Origin of the sequence: Haliea alexandrii (genome assembly GCF_003719295.1) — a bacterium.
Lineage (GTDB): Bacteria > Pseudomonadota > Gammaproteobacteria > Pseudomonadales > Halieaceae > Haliea > Haliea alexandrii.
In genome coordinates this window covers 57503-75622 of record NZ_RFLW01000001.1, presented here as the reverse complement: position 1 = coordinate 75622, position 18120 = coordinate 57503, and the positions used below count along the sequence as shown (strand labels likewise).

General features: G+C 61.1%; 18 protein-coding genes. 7 read left to right on the top strand and 11 right to left on the bottom strand.

The window, feature by feature from the left end; genetic code table 11:
• Nucleotides 1-23 precede the first annotated feature (23 nt).
• The 5 genes from EGJ68_RS00355 to rpsU form a co-directional block, all read right to left on the bottom strand.
• Entirely contained in the window at nt 24-1034 is a 1011-nt protein-coding gene (locus tag EGJ68_RS00355) for a glycosyltransferase family 2 protein (RefSeq protein ID WP_123032604.1), read from the bottom strand.
• A gap of 73 nt (nt 1035-1107) precedes the next feature.
• The gene (gene rpoD, locus EGJ68_RS00350; protein WP_123032603.1) at nt 1108-2919 is read right to left on the bottom strand and encodes an RNA polymerase sigma factor RpoD; all 1812 of its coding nucleotides are present in this window, start codon (nt 2917-2919) and stop codon (nt 1108-1110) included.
• A 121-nt stretch (nt 2920-3040) separates the two neighbouring features.
• The gene (gene dnaG, locus EGJ68_RS00345; protein ID WP_123032602.1) at nt 3041-4882 is read right to left on the bottom strand and encodes a DNA primase; all 1842 of its coding nucleotides are present in this window, start codon (nt 4880-4882) and stop codon (nt 3041-3043) included.
• A gap of 117 nt (nt 4883-4999) precedes the next feature.
• Nucleotides 5000-5455 carry a GatB/YqeY domain-containing protein gene (locus EGJ68_RS00340; protein WP_123032601.1) on the bottom strand — a complete coding sequence of 152 codons (456 nt, stop codon included), beginning with the start codon at nt 5453-5455 and terminating at the stop codon, nt 5000-5002.
• A 34-nt stretch (nt 5456-5489) separates the two neighbouring features.
• Nucleotides 5490-5705 carry a 30S ribosomal protein S21 gene (gene rpsU, locus EGJ68_RS00335; protein ID WP_027950376.1) on the bottom strand — a complete coding sequence of 72 codons (216 nt, stop codon included), beginning with the start codon at nt 5703-5705 and terminating at the stop codon, nt 5490-5492.
• A gap of 238 nt (nt 5706-5943) precedes the next feature.
• On the opposite strand from rpsU, the gene tsaD reads away from it, so the two are divergent.
• The 3 genes from tsaD (at nt 5944) to folK (ending at nt 7973) form a co-directional block, all read left to right on the top strand.
• Nucleotides 5944-6969, top strand: a complete 1026-nt coding sequence (tsaD, locus tag EGJ68_RS00330; protein WP_123032600.1) for a tRNA (adenosine(37)-N6)-threonylcarbamoyltransferase complex transferase subunit TsaD — start codon at nt 5944-5946, stop codon at nt 6967-6969.
• Nucleotides 6970-7098: 129 nt separating this feature from the next.
• Nucleotides 7099-7461, top strand: coding sequence for a dihydroneopterin aldolase (folB, locus tag EGJ68_RS00325; protein ID WP_123032599.1), 363 nt, complete (start codon nt 7099-7101; stop codon nt 7459-7461).
• Nucleotides 7458-7973 carry a 2-amino-4-hydroxy-6-hydroxymethyldihydropteridine diphosphokinase gene (gene folK, locus EGJ68_RS00320; protein ID WP_123032598.1) on the top strand — a complete coding sequence of 172 codons (516 nt, stop codon included), beginning with the start codon at nt 7458-7460 and terminating at the stop codon, nt 7971-7973. Before folB ends, folK begins: the two co-directional genes overlap by 4 nt.
• A 4-nt stretch (nt 7974-7977) precedes the next feature.
• Here the strand turns inward: folK and EGJ68_RS00315 are convergent, their stop codons facing one another.
• From EGJ68_RS00315 to rsmA, 4 genes are read right to left on the bottom strand one after another with little or no spacing between them, the layout of a single operon-like run.
• Complete coding sequence (locus EGJ68_RS00315) at nt 7978-9195, bottom strand: multifunctional CCA addition/repair protein (RefSeq protein WP_123032597.1); 1218 nt, start codon at nt 9193-9195, stop codon at nt 7978-7980.
• Nucleotides 9192-10028 (bottom strand): symmetrical bis(5'-nucleosyl)-tetraphosphatase, encoded by an 837-nt coding sequence (locus tag EGJ68_RS00310; RefSeq protein WP_123032596.1) that lies wholly within the window; start codon nt 10026-10028, stop codon nt 9192-9194. Before EGJ68_RS00310 ends, EGJ68_RS00315 begins: the two co-directional genes overlap by 4 nt.
• A 9-nt stretch (nt 10029-10037) precedes the next feature.
• On the bottom strand, nt 10038-10469 hold the full coding sequence (apaG, locus tag EGJ68_RS00305) for a Co2+/Mg2+ efflux protein ApaG (protein ID WP_233248621.1): 432 nt from the start codon (nt 10467-10469) through the stop codon (nt 10038-10040).
• Complete coding sequence (gene rsmA, locus EGJ68_RS00300; protein ID WP_123032595.1) at nt 10466-11254, bottom strand: 16S rRNA (adenine(1518)-N(6)/adenine(1519)-N(6))-dimethyltransferase RsmA; 789 nt, start codon at nt 11252-11254, stop codon at nt 10466-10468. The genes apaG and rsmA overlap by 4 nt, the downstream gene beginning before the upstream one ends.
• A 157-nt stretch (nt 11255-11411) precedes the next feature.
• On the opposite strand from rsmA, the gene EGJ68_RS00295 reads away from it, so the two are divergent.
• Both EGJ68_RS00295 and EGJ68_RS00290 read left to right on the top strand, forming a co-directional pair.
• Entirely contained in the window at nt 11412-12185 is a 774-nt protein-coding gene (locus EGJ68_RS00295) for an ABC transporter permease (RefSeq protein ID WP_123032594.1), read from the top strand.
• Nucleotides 12182-12898, top strand: a complete 717-nt coding sequence (locus EGJ68_RS00290) for an ABC transporter ATP-binding protein (protein ID WP_233248620.1) — start codon at nt 12182-12184, stop codon at nt 12896-12898. The genes EGJ68_RS00295 and EGJ68_RS00290 overlap by 4 nt, the downstream gene beginning before the upstream one ends.
• Here the strand turns inward: EGJ68_RS00290 and EGJ68_RS00285 are convergent.
• Both EGJ68_RS00285 and EGJ68_RS00280 read right to left on the bottom strand, forming a co-directional pair.
• Nucleotides 12849-14171 carry a Wzz/FepE/Etk N-terminal domain-containing protein gene (locus tag EGJ68_RS00285; RefSeq protein ID WP_123032593.1) on the bottom strand — a complete coding sequence of 441 codons (1323 nt, stop codon included), beginning with the start codon at nt 14169-14171 and terminating at the stop codon, nt 12849-12851. The genes EGJ68_RS00290 and EGJ68_RS00285 overlap by 50 nt on opposite strands.
• Nucleotides 14168-15286 (bottom strand): undecaprenyl/decaprenyl-phosphate alpha-N-acetylglucosaminyl 1-phosphate transferase, encoded by a 1119-nt coding sequence (locus EGJ68_RS00280; RefSeq protein ID WP_123032592.1) that lies wholly within the window; start codon nt 15284-15286, stop codon nt 14168-14170. The genes EGJ68_RS00285 and EGJ68_RS00280 overlap by 4 nt, the downstream gene beginning before the upstream one ends.
• Nucleotides 15287-15728: 442 nt before the next feature.
• Here EGJ68_RS00280 and EGJ68_RS00275 point away from each other — a divergent pair, with 442 nt between their 5' ends.
• A complete protein-coding gene (locus tag EGJ68_RS00275) occupies nt 15729-17072 on the top strand; it encodes an oligosaccharide flippase family protein (RefSeq protein WP_123032591.1) in 1344 nt (447 codons plus the stop codon).
• Complete coding sequence (locus EGJ68_RS00270) at nt 17072-17932, top strand: sulfotransferase family protein (RefSeq protein WP_123032590.1); 861 nt, start codon at nt 17072-17074, stop codon at nt 17930-17932. The genes EGJ68_RS00275 and EGJ68_RS00270 overlap by 1 nt, the downstream gene beginning before the upstream one ends.
• Nucleotides 17933-18120: the final 188 nt, after the last annotated feature.

Sequence of the window (18120 nt, the reverse complement as noted above, 5' to 3'; positions counted from 1 at the left end):
TGGCTGGTCGCAGAGTGTTTTGCTCAGGCGCTATGCTTGCCCGAGTGTGCCTGCAGGCCTTCGATATTGCGCTGAATCACGGCATTGATCTCCGCACTCAAGCCGCCCAGATCCAGGCACGTCTGCAGCAGTGCTGCCGCGCGTTGATGATCCCCCGCCTTGACGGCGAGGTTGGCCCGGTTCAGGCACATGGAGGGCGTGCGGTGCCCGGCGGCGTCAGCGCGTTGGTAGAGGTCGTTGGCGGCACCGAAGTCCTGTGCACGGTAGCAGGCCTCCGCCGCGCCTTCGAGGCTGTGGCCGGGGCGATAGCCCATTTCCGCGGCTCGTATAAAATAGTCACGCGCGCGTGCGAAGTCGTTGGCGTGATACATGGCGCTGGTTGCGGCGATGCTGTAGAGCCTGCCGCTGGGTGCAGCCGCCAGTTCGCGCTCCATCAATTCCAGATAGCGCAGTGAGCGTGCGCTGCGCGGGCGCGCAGGATTGGCATCGATATAGTGGTGAATCGGCGTATCGAGCGTCCCTTGTCGGTCTTCCGCTATGGCCGCGTCAACGGTCTCGTGGATGCTGCCGGCGTAGCGAATGTCGGGCTGGTTGCGGAACAGGCGCAGAATGGGGTTGACGGTGAAGCCGGTAAAACCACGGCTGAGCGTCAGATCCTGCGCCGGTTGCCAGCCAAAAGCCGACTGGTCGTTGTTGTAATTGCGCTGCTGCAGGAAGAAGCCATCCTGCGTTGTGCTTTCGGTCAGCCGGCGCAGCGCGGCGAAGTCATCCGGGGTGACGAGTTCGTCTGCGTCCAGTACCAGAATCCAGTCGCAGCGTGCCTGCTCCAGGGAGTAGTTGCGTGCGGCGGCGTAGTCATCGTGCCAGGTGTAATCGAATACACGGTCGGTGAATTCGGCAGCGATGCCTTTGCTGTCGTCTGTGGAGCCGGTGTCTACCACAACCAGATCGTCGACGTGGGGGGCGGCAGCGGCCAGGCAATCGTGAAGGAAAAACGCTTCGTCCTTGACGATCATGCACAGGGAGAGGGGCATGTTCAGGCTCCAGCGGTACGGCGGGGGGCACTGGCGGCAAGCCGTCCATGGCCCGCCGCAACAGCCTTGCGGGTTACTCGTCCAGGAAGCTGCGCAGATAGTCCGAGCGTGTGGGGTGGCGCAGCTTGCGCAGCGCCTTGGCTTCTATCTGGCGGATTCGCTCGCGGGTTACGTCGAATTGCTTGCCCACTTCTTCCAGCGTGTGGTCGGTGTTCATGTCGATGCCGAAACGCATGCGCAGCACCTTGGCCTCCCGCGCGGTCAGGCCCGCCAGAACATCCTTGGTGGCTTCTTGCAGCCCCTGGCCCGTGGCGGCCTCGATGGGCGAGCTGATCGTGCTGTCCTCGATGAAGTCGCCCAGGTGCGAGTCTTCGTCATCACCAATGGGGGTCTCCATGGAAATGGGTTCCTTGGCGATCTTGAGGACTTTGCGCACTTTGTCTTCGGGCATATCCATGCGCTCGCCAAGCTCTTCCGGCGTGGGCTCGCGGCCCATCTCCTGCAGCATCTGGCGTGAAATCCGGTTCAGCTTGTTGATCGTCTCGATCATGTGCACCGGTATGCGAATGGTGCGCGCCTGGTCGGCAATCGAGCGGGTAATCGCCTGGCGTATCCACCATGTGGCGTAAGTGGAGAACTTGTAGCCGCGACGGTATTCGAACTTGTCTACGGCCTTCATCAGGCCGATGTTGCCTTCCTGAATGAGGTCGAGGAACTGCAGGCCGCGGTTGGTGTATTTCTTGGCGATGGAGATCACCAGGCGCAGGTTGGCCTCGACCATTTCTTTCTTGGCGCGGCGCGCACGGGCCTCGCCCATGGACATGCGGCGGTTGATGTCCTTGATTTCGTTTACCGACAGGCCGCACTGCTCTTCCACGGCAATAATGCGGCGCTGCAAGCGCAGAATGGTGTCCTTCTGTGCGGTGAGGCGGGGGACATAGTCTTTCTTGCCCTTTGTCTGCCGCGTGATCCATTTGAGATCCGACTCGGCACCCTGGAACGTGGTAATGAAATCCTTGCGCGGCATGCCACAGTCGCGGATAGCGATGGTCATGATTTGGCGTTCCTGCTCGCGCACGGCAGTCAGCACGGCGCGCGGCGACTCCATCAGGGGATCGAACACCCGCGGTGTCAGCTTGAAGAACTTGAACAGCTCGCCCAGCTTTTCCATTTCCTTGATGGTGGTTTTGTCGTTGCGGCCTTTGGCAGCAATCGCTTTTTCGGTTTTCGTGAACTGGCGCTTGAGGGCCGTGAAGCGCTTTTTCGCTTCTACCGGATCGGGGCCGGACTCGGTCTCCTCATCGGAATCGTCCTGATCATTGTTATTGTTGCTTTCCGCCACTTCCGCAGCGGACGGCACATGGTCTGCCGGGTCAAGATAGCCGATCATCACGTCGCCGAGACGGCGCTCTTCGCGAGTGACCTGATCGTATTCATCGAGAATCTGCTTGACGGCGCCTGGGTAGTGGGCGAGGGCCGCCATCAACTCGCGGATACCTTCTTCGATGCGCTTGGCGATCACGATCTCGCCTTCGCGGGTAAGCAGCTCAACGGTGCCCATTTCGCGCATGTACATGCGCACGGGGTCAGTGGTGCGACCGGCTTCTGTTTCCACGGCGGCGAGTGCCGCAGCGGCTTCTGCCGCGGCGATGTCATCGGCAGAGCTGTCGCCTTCGGTCATCAGCAGTTCATCGGCGTCCGGTGCCACTTCGAACACCTGAATGCCCATGTCATTGATCATCTGAATGATGTCTTCAACCTGATCCGGATCGGAAATATCCTCGGGCAGGTGATCGTTGACTTCGGAGTAGGTCAGGTAGCCCTGATCCTTGCCTCGGGCGATAAGATCCTTGAGCCGGGACTGCTGTTGGGCGGCGTTGGTCATTCGGCGGACACCTTCGAATAAAATACAAAAAAAACGTAGCCGGAAATTATAGCCGGAACGGAGCCTCCCCTCCAGTGCAATCCCCGGTAATAATTGCAGCGCGTTCACGTGGGTGGCGGGTTCAGGACTTTTTGCGTGCCTCGTCGAGGCGCTGCTTTTCCTTGAGCAAGTCCCGGAGTTGCTGCTTGTCCGCTTCGCTCATTTCAGCGTAGTTGGTCGCTTTCAGTTTGTCGACCCGGGCCGACAGTTCGCTGCGCTGGGGCCGCTGTACCAGTGTCGCCAGGGTATCGGTGAACTGCTTTTCAATCCCTTCGCGGGGGATCAGGCGCTCCTCTCCCGCCAGCCTGCTGAGCAGTTCACCTTCGGGCGTGCCGTACCAGTGGCCCAGCAGCATGGCGGTATTGGAGTCGGGGCGGCGCTGCAGCAGGTCCAGCAGCTCGCGCAGCAGCACGATGTCCTCGCCTTCCAGCGCTGTGAGTGGTTCCAGTTTCACGCGCGGCGCGATATCCGGTTGATGTAGAAGCAGGGCGATCGCGGCTTGCGCCAGGTTCGAATAGCCCAGCGGCGCGCGGCTGGTGGGGCTGCGCTGCCGCGGGCCCCGGCTCCCTGTCTCCTCGTTTGGCGGCGGCTCATGCGGCGGCGCGCTGGGGGGCGCTGGCGGTGCCTCCAGATGCATCAGTTCGGCCACGGTGAGGCCGGTGCGCTCGGCGAGGGCGCGGAACATGAGTTGACGGAACACGCCGTCGGGGAGTTGGCGCAGCCAGGGAAGAGCGAGTTTGCTCAGGCGTGCGCGCCCTTCCAGAGTGGCCGTATCCAGCCCTTCGCTCACCGCGTCAAACAGGAAGGCCTCCAGCGGTGTGGCGCGCTTGACCAGCTCGCGGAAGGCCTCGCTGCCGAGCTTGCGCACCAGTGTGTCCGGGTCCTCGCCTTCATCCAGGAACAGGAAGCGCGCTTGGCGGCCGTCTTCCATGCACGGCAGGACGGTCTCCAGAGCGCGCAGCGCCGCCTTGCGCCCTGCGGCATCGCCGTCGAAGCAGAACACCACTTCCGGGGTCAGCCGATACAGCCGCTCGAGGTGGGTCTGGCTGGTGGCGGTACCCAGAGTCGCTGTGGCCTGGGTGATATCGTGCTGCGCCAGCGCGATCACATCCATGTAGCCTTCCACCACCAGTACCCGCTCCAGTTTGCGGTTGGCCTGGCGCGCCTGGTAGAGCCCGTAAAGCTCACGTCCCTTGGAGAAAACCGGGGTTTCGGGCGAGTTCAGGTACTTGGGCTTGTCGTCACCGAGCACCCTGCCGCCGAAGGCGATAATGCGGCCACGCTGATCCCGGATGGGAAACATGACGCGGTCCCGAAAACGGTCATAGGTGCGCCCGGCCTCGTTCTGCACCAGCATGCCGGCCTCGAGCAGCAGTTTGCGCTGCTCCTCGCTGCTGCCCAGGGCTTGCAGGAGGTTATCCCAGCCTGGCGGGGCGAAGCCCAAGTCAAAGCGCTTGGCAATCTCACCGGTGAGGCCGCGCTGCTTGAGGTAGGTGACGGCGCGGCTGGCTTCGGGGTGGGTGCGCAGTTGCTTCTGATAGTAGCGTGCGGCCTGTTCCAGCAGCGCATACAGTGGCTTTCCGGTCTCCTCGCGGCTCGGTTGCGAGCTGCCCGGGCGCGTCTGCTCCCGAGGCACTTCCAGGCCCAGGCTGCCGGCCAGCGTCTCCACCGCCTGGGGGAAGTCCATGTTCTCGTAATCCATGACAAAGCCGAGGGCATTGCCGCCGGCACCGCAGCCAAAACAGTAGTAGAACTGCTTGTCGGGGTTGACGCTGAAAGAGGGGGTTTTTTCCTCGTGAAAGGGGCAGCGGGCGCTGTAGTTCTTGCCGGTTTTCTTCAGTTTCACCCGGCGGTCTATCACTTCCACGATGTCCACGCGGTCGAGCAGGTCGTCGAGGAACTTTTGTGGAATGCGTCCGGCCATCAGAGGGTCAGCAGTGCTCAGTGTAGCCGGCCATTGAAGCACGGTGGCGGAGGGTTGTCAGCGGTGTGCAGGCGGACGGCAGATTATGAGTGTCGATCGGGCCGCAATGGCGGCCGGTCAGGCGGTCAGTCGCGCCTTGACCCGCTTGCTGACTGCGCCGACATCCGCGCGGCCCTGCAGTTGTGGCTTGAGCTCCGCCATCACAGGCCCCATGGCCTGCATGCCGCTGCCCTCGGCGCGAGCGATGGCAGCATCGATCAACGCGTCGAGCTCGGCATCGCTCAGCTGGCTGGGCAGGAATTCCTGAATGACAGTAATTTCCCGCTCTTCCTGGGCGGCGAGCTCGGGGCGCTCGGCTGCTTGATACTGCTGCGCCGAGTCGCGGCGCTGCTTGATCATTTTGTCGAGAACGGCGAGGGCGCGGGCGTCATCGATTTCGATGCGCTCGTCAACTTCTATGCGCTTGAACTCCGACTGCATCAGCCGGATAGTGCCGAGCCGCTCCTTGTCACGTGCCTTCATGGCCGCTTTCATGGCGGCCTTGACGGTTTCAGTGAGTGTGGCGCTGCTCATGGGCGAAGGTGCCTGGGTGCTGCCGGGGAAGGGATCAATACAAGCGGACGCGCTTGCGGTTTTCCCGTGACAGCTTCTTCAGGTGGCGCTTTACCGCAGCGGCTGCAGCGCGCTTGCGGGTGGTTGTGGGCTTCTCGTAGTGCTCACGCTTGCGTACTTCAGCCAGTACGCCAGCCTTTTCACAGGAGCGCTTGAAACGGCGCAGGGCGACGTCAAAGGGCTCGTTTTCCTTCAATTTGATATGCGGCATTAACTCTTTACCTGTGTAGTCTATTCGTGGCCTGAGCACCCCTTCCGGGGCGTAGAGCCGTAAAAGGTCGCGCATTCTATACCCAAGTGGCCGCATTTGCAAAGCCCGATGAGGCGGGTTCCGGGCGGCCTGGCAGGGTCCCGGGTTGCCAGCCGGCGGGCCCCGCCGGGTACAGTGCGCCTCGCGCCCGCGCCGGCAACCCGCTATTATCGCAGCCTGCAAAAAATAGGGAGCTGCAATGCGAATTCTGGGCCTGGAGACCTCCTGCGACGAAACCGGCGTGGCCATCTTCGATACCCGGCGTGGGCTGCTGGCGCACGCCCTGTTCAGCCAGGTGGATATCCATGTCGAGTATGGTGGCGTGGTGCCGGAGCTGGCCTCGCGTGACCATGTGCGCAAGGCACTGCCGCTTGTGCACCAGGTCATGCGCGACGCGGCTACTGCTCCCGAGGAACTGGATGGCATTGCCTACACGGCAGGCCCCGGACTGGTGGGGGCCCTGATGGTGGGTGCCACCCTCGCCCAGACACTGGCCTGGTCCTGGAACATCCCGGCGCTGGGTGTGCATCATATGGAAGGCCACTTGCTGGCGCCCATGCTGGAGGACGAGCATCCGCAGTACCCGTTTGTCGCTCTACTGGTCTCCGGGGGGCACACCCAGCTGGTGCGCGTCGATGGTATTGGCCAGTACCGGTTGTTGGGTGAATCGCTTGACGATGCCGCAGGTGAAGCCTTTGACAAGGCGGCCAAAATGCTCGGCCTGCCCTACCCCGGTGGTCCACACATTGCCCGCCTGGCTGAATCGGGCGATGCGGCGCGCTTTGATTTCCCCCGCCCCATGGTGAATCGCCCGGGTCTCGACTTCAGCTTCAGTGGCCTCAAAACGTTCACGCTGAATACTGTGAATGCCTGCCGCGACGCGACCGGCCTGACTGATCAGGACAAGTGCGATATTGCCCGCGCGTTCGAAGAAGCGGTTGTCGCCACGCTGGTGATCAAGTGTCGTCGCGCGCTGGAGCAGGAGGGGCTGTCAACGCTGGTTATGGCGGGTGGTGTCAGCGCCAACCGCAACCTGCGGGCACAGTTGCAGGCCGCGCTGGCCAAGGTGGGCGCCCGTGTTTTCTACCCGGCCCCAGAATTCTGCACCGATAATGGCGCCATGATTGCCTATGCCGGCGCCCAGCGGCTGGCGGCAGGGCAGGTGGATGGCCCCGCCACAACCGTGCGGCCGCGCTGGCCGATGACCGAGTTGGCCCCGCTTTAGTTTGTACCTGGGGGGCGGTTACTGGCCGGGCGTCGATGATGCCAGTATCATGCCCTACTGCATTTTCAAGGCCCTCACTATGCCCCGAGATACTTGTACTCGCCCCTGCGCGGCGCCGGAACAGCCCCGGTGGTAGACATCGTCTTTGTCCGCGAACTGCGCGCCGATGCCGTGATCGGCGTTTACGATTGGGAGCGCGGTATCCGCCAAACCCTCCTGATCGACCTTGAGATGGCCTGGGACAACCGGCCAGCAGCCGAGGGCGACGCCATCGAGCGCGCGCTGGACTACGCAGCGGTGTCGCAGCGGGTGATCGACCTGGTTGAAGCCTCGCGCTTCGAGTTGCTGGAAGCGCTCGCCGAGCAGCTCGCTGAACGGGTGTTGGCGGAGTTCGCCGTACCCTGGCTGCGCCTGCGGGTGTGCAAGCCCGGCGCCGTGCTGCAGGCGCGGGATGTGGGTGTACTGATTGAGCGCGGGGTTATGCCGGCGTGACGCAGGTGTTCCTCGGGCTCGGCAGTAATATAGAGCGTCAGCGCTACCTGGTAGCTGGCCTGGATGCCCTGCAGGCCCTGTTTGGTGCGCTCGAGCTGTCGCCGGTTTACGACAGCGCGGCCATCGGTTTTGATGGCCAGCCTTTTCTGAACATGGTGGTCGCGGTAGATACCACCCTGCCCCTCGCCACCATGGCGGCGCGTCTGCGGCAGATCGAGACTGAGCACGGACGCCCTTTAAACGCGACCCGCTTTTCTGCCCGCCGCCTGGATATCGATATCCTCACCTACGGTGACCTCGTGGGTGAGCACGACGGCATCAGCCTGCCGCGCGGGGAGATTCTCGACAACGCTTTTGTTTTGCGCCCCCTGGCCGAACTGGCGCCGACCGCCCTGCACCCGGGCAATGGCCTGAGCTATGCGACGCTCTGGCGCGGCTACCAGCAGCAAAGTCAGACACTCGTACGGGTGGATTTTGCCTGGCAGGGGCGGTGGATATCCCGGGCAGAGTAGCGGCTTATTGGCGCATGTCGTCGAGCAGCCGGGTCTGCTCCGCCGCCAGCGCCTCGCCGATGGCCTTGCCGCTGAGCCCCTGCGCCACGAAGCCTTCGGCGCTCACCGACCGCGCCCGGCGCAGGGCTTCGCGCAGGTAGTCCGCCTGCGGATACGCCTTCATTTCACTGCCGGCACGCCCGCGTGCGTCTGCTTCACAGGCCGCCAGAAAAGCGTCGAACCGGTCCGGTTGACGCAGTGCGCCGGTGCCGCGCAGCAGTTTGAGCAGCGTTTTGCCGCGCAGCTCCTGCGCGCGGTGGCAGAGCAGGTGAAACTCACAGACCTGCAGGGCCAGGTCCCGGTACTGATTGGGCGCGCGCAAGCGCTCACAGACATCGCGCACCAGGGCGATACCACGCTGCTCGTGTGCGATATGCCGCGGCCACTCGGCCTGTGGTGTGATGCCCTTGCCGAGGTCGTGGAGCAGGGCGGCAAAGCGCACGTCGGCGGCCGGGCTCAGCTGCGCCGCCTGCTGCAACACCATCAGCGTGTGCAGGCCCGTATCGACCTCGGGGTGGTGCTGCGGGCTTTGCGGCACGCCGAACAGGGCGTCCACTTCGGGCAACAGGGCACGCAGCGCGCCGCAATCGCGGAGTACGGTAATGAAGATGTCGGGGCTACGCTCGCCGAGGGCTTTCTGCGTTTCGACCCACACGCGTTCCGCCGGCAGATGCGCCAATTCGTCCTGATTCACAATCTCCGTCATCAATTCCAGCGTTTCCGCCGCTACCGAAAAACCGAGGTGGGCATAGCGGGCGGCGAAACGCGCTGTGCGCAGTACCCGCAGCGGATCTTCCACGAAAGCGTCGGACACGTGGCGCAACACACGCCGGCGCAGGTCCTCCTGCCCGCCGTAGGGGTCAATAATGTGTCCTGCTTCGTCTTGGGCCATGGCGTTGATCGTCAGGTCGCGACGCTGCAGATCCTCTTCCAGCGTCACCGCCGGGTCGCAATGTACGGCAAAGCCGGTATAGCCGTGCCCCTGCTTGCGCTCTGTGCGAGCCAGCGCGTGCTCTTCCTTTGTTTCAGGGTGTAGAAACACGGGGAAGTCCTTGCCCACCTGTTGAAAGCCCTGGGCGAGGAGGGTTTCGGGTGTTGCCCCTACCACCACCCAGTCGCGTTCGCTACAGGGGTAGTCCAGCAGCGCATCGCGCACCGCACCGCCGACCAGGTAGGTGTTCACTTGCGGCAGCGTCCATTCTTGCACGGGCAGCAGGTGCGCTCGCCGCTATCCAGGTTGTACAGGGTCATGGCGCCGCCCCAGACGCAGCCGGTATCAAGGCCAATGGTATTCGGGCTGTCAGTCGAGCCCTCGATGGATGCCCAGTGCCCGAAAATGACTTTGTCCCCTGCCGTCTTGCGCTTCTTGTGGCTGAACCAGGGGGAGACTTTTCTGCTGTCGCCCTCAGGCCGCGGGTTGGGGATGGGCCCTTTGCTGACCAGGTCAAGAACGCCCTTTTTGCTGCAGTAGCGCATGCGCGTCAGGTAGTTCGTGATCACCCGCAGTCGGTCCATACCCTGCAGTTCATCCGACCACACGGCCGGCTCGTTGCCGTACATGGCGGCAAGAAACGCGATGCAGTCCGGGCTCTGCAGTACCGCCTCCACCTCCCAGGCGCGGTGCATGGCGTCTTCCACGCTCCACTGCGGCGGGATACCCGCATGCACCATGGTGTAGCCGTGCTCGTAGTGCAGCAGTGGCCTGTGGGCCAGCCAGTTCATGAGTCTGTCGCGGTCCGGCGCGGCGAGGATCTTGCCCAGTGTGTCAGAGGGGGAGGGCGACCGTACCCCGGCTGCAACCGCCAGCAGGTGCAGATCATGGTTACCCAGCACCATCACCAGATTGTCGCGCATATCGTACAGAAAGCGGAGTGTTTTCAGGCACTTGGGCCCGCGGTTGACGATGTCGCCGACTGACCAGAGCACATCGCGGTCGGGGTTGAACTGCACGCGCTTGAGCAGGTGTTTGAGCGGCTGCAGGCACCCCTGTATGTCACCGACTGCATAGGTTGCCACCCCGAAACCTCAGTTCAACGCGGTCGGGGTGTGAAGGGTGAAGGCGCGAATCGGCACATCAAAGCGGTGGGAGCTGTCCACTTTCTGTTCATGCCCTGTGGCAACGACCATGGTGTAGCTGCCCTCCATGAAACCCACGGGCGTGGCGAGCGTTGTGCCGCTGGTGTAGCGGAAATAGGCGCCCGGCTGTATCACCGGTTGTTCGCCAACCACGCCCTCTCCGCGCACTTCCTGCTGGCTGCCGTCGGCGTCAGTGATGATCCAGTGCCGCGAGAGCAGTTGTACCGGCTCACTGCCGGTGTTGCGAATCGTGATGGTGTAGGCAAAGGTGTATTGCTGGTCCGCCGGGCGGGAGTGGCGGGCAAGATAGCTGGTGACCACATCAATGTTCACCAGATTGGGGTCGAAAGTGCCAGGTGCGTTGGTTTCCATGCTTTTCATTCGTCGCTCAGGTGGTTGGCCAGGCGGATAAAGTCCAGCAGCTCCAGCGTCTCGGCGCGCGCGCCAGGGTCGATCCCGAGCTGCTCCAGTTGTTGGTCCGCGAGTATACCTTTTAAATTGTTGCGCAGGGTTTTGCGGCGCTGGGCGAACGCGGACTGAACAATGCGGCGCAGGTTGTCTTCGTCACACTCTGGCCACGGCGATTGTTGGTACGGGGTTAGCCTGACGATGGCAGATTGTACTTTCGGTGGCGGATAGAAGGCCTCCGGCGGCACATCGAACAGGTGCTCCACCGCGCAATGGTATTGGGCCATGATGCCGAGGCGACCCCAGTGCTTATTGCCCGGCGCAGCGGCCAGGCGGTTGACGACCTCCAGTTGCAGCATGAAATGCATATCCTGCACCAGCGGCGCGAATTCCAGCAGGCGAAACAGCAGTGGCGTGGAAATGTTGTAGGGCAGGTTGCCTACAACGCGTAGCGGCACGCCATCGCGCGCCAGCGAGGCGAAGTCGAAGGCCAGTGCGTCTGCGCTGTGCAGCTTGAAGCCGGGGTAGATGCTGAAGGCGGCGAGCAGGCCTGTGGTCAGGTCGCGGTCCAGCTCCACCACGTCGAAGCGTATGTCGCGGTTGATCAGCGCCGCCGTCAGTGCACCCTGGCCGGGGCCGATTTCCACCACGTGTTCGCCGGCCTGTGGATGTATGGCGTTGGCGATGCCGGCGATGACGCCCGCATCCTGCAGGAAGTTCTGGCCGAAGCGTTTGCGGGGAGTGTGGGCAGTTTTCATGGGGGCATTGTACGGGCCCTGCGCGCCAAAGTGTACGCATTCAGGTTGTGGCGCATCGTGCGCCCGGGGCGGTCCGCAGCACGCCCGGCAGTCGCGCACATCACCTGCAGCGGCTGCTATACTGCCGCCCGTTATCCACCAGCTACCCGATGTCCGCATGACACTCTCGCACTACGCCACTCTCATCGACACCATGGCGCGCCTGTCCCTGAAGGCCGATGCATCCCGTTATTTTTTCGGCTACGTCTGGTGGGTGTTGGAACCCCTCCTGTATGTGCTGGTGTTCTATGTGGTCTTCGAGCTTATCCTGCAGAATCGCAAGGAAGATTTTGTGGTGTTCCTGATGTGTGGTCAGCTGGCTTTTGTCTGGTTCTCCAAGTCGTTGAACCAGGCCTCGCGCAGCATTCTGGGCAGCAAGGGGCTCGTCGGCCGGGTGGATATTCCCAAGAGCCTGTTCCCCCTGGCCACCATTCAGGAGGGCCTCTACAAGCAGGCGGCTGTATTCCTCCTGCTGTTCGTGGTGCTCTTTGCCAAAGGCTATACCCCATCCCTGGTGTGGGGCTGGCTGCTGCCGGTGATGCTCGTGAACTACCTGCTGATTGTGGCCTGCTCCCTGTTCGCCGCCTATCTGGTGTGCTGGGTGTTCGATTTCCACGTGTTCATATCGATGGCGACGATTTTTCTCATGTTTACCTCCGGCGTGTTCTGGGACCCGCGTGATCTGGACCCCGCCATGACGTACTGGGTGCTCACGCTGAATCCGCTGGCGTTCTTGCTTGATGCCTACCGGCAGATCATGCTGGCCGGTGTAGCACCCAATGCGGTGCACCTGGCCATTGTGGGCGGTGTTGCGCTGCTGGCGGCCCTGGCCGGGCTGTTTTTGCTGCGTCGCCACAGCCGGTTCATTGCGCTGCGGGTGATCACCTCATGAGCGGGCAGCCCATGCTGGAGCTGGTGGGCGTATCCCACCACTATATGGCCCGCAAGAGCAGCTTTGATCACGGACTGCACCATGTACTGGACAATGTATCGCTGCGCGTGATGCCGGGGGATACCCTGGGTATTGTCGGCCGCAACGGGGCCGGCAAGACCACCATGCTGCGCCTGATGGCCGGCATCATCGAGCCCCGCCAGGGGCTGATTCGCCGCCGCGCGGGGGCCAGCTGCGCACTGCTCAGCCTGGGGCTGGGCTTTCAGGATTCCCTCTCTGGCCGCGACAATGCCTTGCTCTCCGCCATGCTGCAGGGTGTGAGCAAACGCGACGCCCTGGCCAGCCTCGACGAGATTCGCGAGTTCACTGAACTGGGTGACTCCTTCGAGGAGCCGGTGAAAACCTATTCCTCCGGCATGCGCGCCCGGTTGGGGTTTGCCAGTGGCCTGCTCACGCGGGTGGACATCTTGCTGATTGACGAAGTGTTGAGCGTGGGGGATGCGCAGTTTCGCGACAAGGCGCTGGGCGCCATGCAGCAGCGCCTGGGCGGCGAGCAGACCGTTGTGTTCGTGTCGCACGCCGAAGGTCAGCTAAAGGCGCTTTGTGACCGGGCAGTGTGGATTGAGCAGGGGCAACTGCGTGCTGAGGGTGCCCCTGAGGAGGTTATTGCGCGGTATCGGCAGCCTGGCGGCGGTTCTGCACGGCGGCCATAACCAGAGCGATCAATACGCCGAGCATTGTGCCCGCAACGAGTGCAATCGCCACCGTCAGTGCCTTTTTGGGTCGGATCGGCGTTTTGCGCGCAACAGCCTCTTTGTCCACTCTGGCCATCTTTACATCGGCGTAGCTTGCCGCAAGGAAATTACGCAACTGGGTGATTTCCGCGCGCAGAGCACCGGTATTCTCGGCTAGCGCCTCATAGTTCTCTCGGCCTTGCAGCAGCTCAATGCGGCGATTTTTCTCCAGCAGATCCAGCTGCTCCTGCAGATCCCGCAGGCGCGGCTCCATGTGAGCATCCGACGTTCTTTGTTCCAAGGCGGCAAGTTCGGCCTCCAGCATGCGGCTGCCGCGCAGATAGAGGGGGTCCCGTGTGCCGTCCGAAAGCTCCGCCCGGAAAGCCACGGATTCATTGCCGCCGTCGCGGTTTGACATCATGTGCATTGTTACCGGGTCTTCTATTCCCAGGTCGCGAGCAATGGCCAGAGCCTCCTTCAGCTCGGTGACCTTGTCCAGTCGCAATTGACGGGTTTTGCGGGTCAGGGCGGCAATCTGGTCCTCTAGTTCTCTCCGGCGCAGTTCATCCGCCTCCTCCAGTTGCACAACCGTGTCTTGATCGTTCCTCTTGAGCTCATCAGCGCCGAGGACGATACGGGATTCCAGGGCCCGGACGCGGGTTTCCATGACTACTCGCAAGTCATCCAGCACACCTTCACGAGCTCGGCTGCGTGCGGCGGTCGCGAGCGCATTGGAGATATCGGCGGTCAACTGGCTGTCAGCGTGCTTAAACGTGATGGCGACTGTGGTTTCCGCCAAAACATCATTTTTGGCTAAACCATCAACCTTAGCCGAGGAAGCCGGAAGGAACTGGAGTAGAAAATATTGCTCTTTCAGAGCATCAGTGCGCCCACTCGGCGGCAGAAGGCGCTCACTGAACGCATCAAAAACCTGCCGTTGCGTGCTTATGGCCCGCGCTTCAAAGATGACGCGGCCGAAGGCTTCTTCAGGGCTAAGTGTCAACTGACCGGTTTCGTTGATGGCTGCAAGCTGCGAGGCGAGGGGGGGGCGCAGGCGGGTGGAGGATTCGTACACAGGGGTGGTAAGCAAAAGATAGGCTGTTGCGAGCGCGAGCGCCACCGCGATCACGGCGAGCACCACCCACTTGCGCCGCCACAGGCCTACGACGAGCTCGAACAGGTCGATTTCGTCATCGGCCCATGCGGGCAGCGGTGGCTGCGATAGCGAAGGATGGTTGCCGGGTTGCGTCATTCGTTGTCCGTGTGATTGAGTTCAATGGTGACCTGGTTTATTGAAACCTGCTGCGTCCGTTTGCTCGCTACATACCAAGCCTGGCTCATGACGATACAGTACAGGATAAAGGCACCCACCAGAATGCTGAACTGGTAGGATTCCGGCGTGTTCGCCCTTGCCAGCATCAGGCCGAGAAGAGGGATGGAAGCACCCACGCTACAGATCAATAGCAATGCTCGCTTTTCCGACAATCCCAGTGCCCGCAGCAGATGGTGGATGTGAGTATTGTCCGCTCGGATCGGGGATTTGCCGTTCTGTAGCCGGCGCAGTGTGGTAAAGGCCATGTCGAACAGGGGCAGGCCCAGGAGATACACGGCGGTAACCGGCTGTAGATAGCGAACCTGGCCGATCTGGGCGGACGTAACAGACAGCGTCAGGGCTACAACGATGAAGCCCAGCAGTTTGGAACCCGCGTCGCCCAGGAAGGACTTCGGGATGAACGGTGCCAGCCCCAGGTTAGAGATGAGGAACGCCACCAATGCGGCGCTCACAATAATCGTAATCAGGCCGGGCGGCAATCCGCTGAACAAATGGAAAGCAAAAATCGTGATCAGTACGATTATTCCCAGCAGGCCGTCCATGCCGTCTAGCATATTGTAGGCGTTGATCACTACGAAGATGATCAGCACGGTGAAGGGGTAGCTGAGCCAAGCGCTGAGCTTGACCTTGCCCAACCCCGCGAAATCGCCGAGGTTGGACAACCGCAGGTTCAGACTTTCGATCAGGAAAAGTGCCACGCCGATTTCGGCCAAGACCCTGGTAAGCACGCTCAGATTGTAGCGATCATCCAGTATTCCCAGTACCACCAGCATGCCCCCGGCCGCCAAGAAAACATAAATTATGTCGGTTCTCGGCCCCTCGTTGCCCCCCTGCGTCTGCCCCCATAGGAGAGTGGCTACCAGCAGTGCCAGGTAGATGGCGATGCCACCCACCAGCGGGATGGAGCCTTCGTGCTGTTTGCGGTGATTGGGGGCATCCACCAGTCCCAGACGTGTGGCAATGGGGCTCAGGGCCCAGATGCAGAACAGCGTCAGGCAGAAGGAGAGCGTGGCTTGGAGTAGCATTGGCGACATGGGATGTTGTGATGCTGATTTCGTTGGGAATATACCGTTGGGTTTGCGAAATGACCAACACAGTATGTTTGTAAGTCACTTGTAGATACAGGAGAATCGAGGGATTCAGGCAGACAACTGACTGCATGATTGACTCTGGCTGACAATGGTATGCAGAGGCGACGCGCCCGCGCATGAAGGTTGCTGCCCGCGAGAACTTTGAGCGGCAGGTTGTGGTGTGTGCCTGCCGAAAATCCGGCGGCGCAAGCGGCGGCAGGGGCGCTGGCAGGAAGTGACCGAGCCCGAGCCCTTTTTCCCAAGACATCAGGGGACCAAGCAGCGATCAATTGCCATGGCCAAACTGGTACAGTTGGCTTAAGCCTCATGCTAGTCTCCACTGTCTACCAACGATTGGCCGTAATAGCCCATCGGTGAACCCATTACATGATCACAGCTAACTACTATGTCGCCTCTGATAGAAGCAGCTCAGCGTATTCGAAGGCAGTTCTTCATCAGGCTGGACGATCATACTGCCGAAGTGCTCATGGGCGCGTCCTTGGCTTTCCTGCTAAGAGCGGTAGGGGCGGGCCTCGCCTTTGCCCTCAACGTGGCGATCGGAAGGCTGCTGGGTACCGAAGGGGCGGGACTCTACTTTCTCGCGTTGTCGGTAGTCATGATCGGAGCGGTGTTGTCGAAACTTGGGCTCGACAACACACTTTTGCGCTTTGTCGCTGCCGGCGCGAGTAGCGGCGACTGGAACAGGGTGCTCGGCGTCTTCCGGATAGGAATACGGATAGCGGCGGGCACGAGCCTTGCGGCGGCGGGGCTGGTCCTCATGCTGGCCCCGTGGATAGCGGATTATGTCTTTGGCGAGCCTGCATTGGCTCCTTCGCTGCGGGTCATGAGCCTTGGGATTTTCAGCTTTGCCACGATGACCCTCTTGGCCGAGAGTCTTAAGGGGCTCAAACGCATCCGTAATTCGATGTTGGTCTCGGGGGTGTTCTACCCTGGGGTCGCGCTGGTGCTGATCTGGCCGCTGGTGACAGCCTTCGGCGTGCCGGGTGCGGCGATGGCCTATGTGCTCGGGACCGGGACGGCGGCGGTGATCGGCTGGGCGATGTGGCGCGCGAACGTGGCGGGTGTCGGTGCCGCCACCCCGGCCTTCGAACGCGCGACGCTTTGGCAAAGCTGCCGCCCGCTCTGGACCATGTCAATCATTAACCGCGGCATCCTGCCCTGGGCACCGCTATTTTTGCTTGGCATATGGGGCACGGCGGAAGAGGCCGGGATCTTTGGCGCGGCCACGCGGGTGGCGATGCTGGTGACTTTTTTTCTGACGGCCGTGAACACTGTGATCGCACCGAAATTCGCGGAACTTCACGTGCGAGGAGAGATCGGGATGCTGGGCTGCTTAGCCCGCCGCTTTGCCCTGCTCATCACGCTGGCGGCAAGCCCGCTCTTTGTCCTGCTGATCTTTGCCGGGGATTGGGTGATGGGGCTGTTCGGTCCGGATTTCGTCAAGGGCGGCACCGCGCTGGCGATCCTGGCGTTGGGACAGGCGGTGAACACGATTACCGGGTCGGTGGGCTATCTCTTGATGATGACGGCACACGAGCGGGATATTAGCAACGCATCGATGCTGTCTATGCTGCTCATGTTCGGCTGCGCCGTGTTGCTGATCCCTGAGCATGGCATGATCGGCGCGGCAATTGCGAGTGCGGTGGCGGTCGCGAGTATGAATATATATTCGACGGTGGTGATCAGGCTACGTTTGGGGGTCTCCGTTTTTCCAGTGGGGCGCCATTGATGGCCCAGTTGGACGGCAAGACAATCCTTCTGATAGCAGGACAGCCAAAAGCCGGGACCACTTCGCTTTTTGACTGGTTAGCTCAGCATCCCCGGATTGCAGCTGGAAAACTAAAGGAATTGCGTTTTTTTCTTGATCCTGAGTACCCGCTCAACGCGCCAATACGCTTCGATGGAAAAAATCTCGATGAATACCTGACCCTTTTCCAGAATCCGGAAAGGCCCGTTCTGCTAGACGCCAGCCCCGACTACATTGGATGCGAGACGCCATTGCGCCTGTCATCTTTGCATCCTGATACCAAGGCCGTCATCGTTGTGCGCGACCCGATAGAACGCATGATTTCAGCCTACCGCTTCTTTCAAGGTCGCGGGATGATACCAGCAGAGATGACATTCGATACTTATGTGGCGAAACAGAACGCAGAAGGCGTTACGGAAAACACCGAGGTTCAGTGGCGTGCCCTGGATCATTGCCGAGCAGATCACTACATCGGCCTCTGGCGCAAGGCCTTTGGAAACAACTTGCTTGTCCTTGACTTTGACGGTCTAGGAAAAGATCCGGAGCAGGTGGTGAACCGTGTTTGCGATTTCGTCGGGCTCGCTCACCCGGAGAGCATTGTCATGAGCCACAGCAACAAGACGTACTCATATAAATGCCCGAGGCTTCATAGGGTATATAAAGATGTAAGACGCTGGCTCGCGATGAAAACGATACATCGCCCTGTAATTTACAGAATATTGAGGCCAATGGGGCGGATCATTTCTAAGAAATTTTCAAAGGGTGTGGTGGATATTAAAAGCGTCTACGTTGCCGAGGAAACGAAGTTGCTCATTACAAAAAAAGTGACGCGGAAGCAATGATAATCGAAGCAGATATCGCACCTGTCAAGAAAAGAATTGCGTCGAAGACATTATTGATACTATTCATCATTCTGCTAGTATATTTTCAGGTCTTTCTTTCGAGAGTTACCGATCTGCCTTTTAGACTCCTTTTTGACGTTTTAGTTTTAGTTTTAGCTGCTTCAGTTACTGCGTCGACGATTATAAAC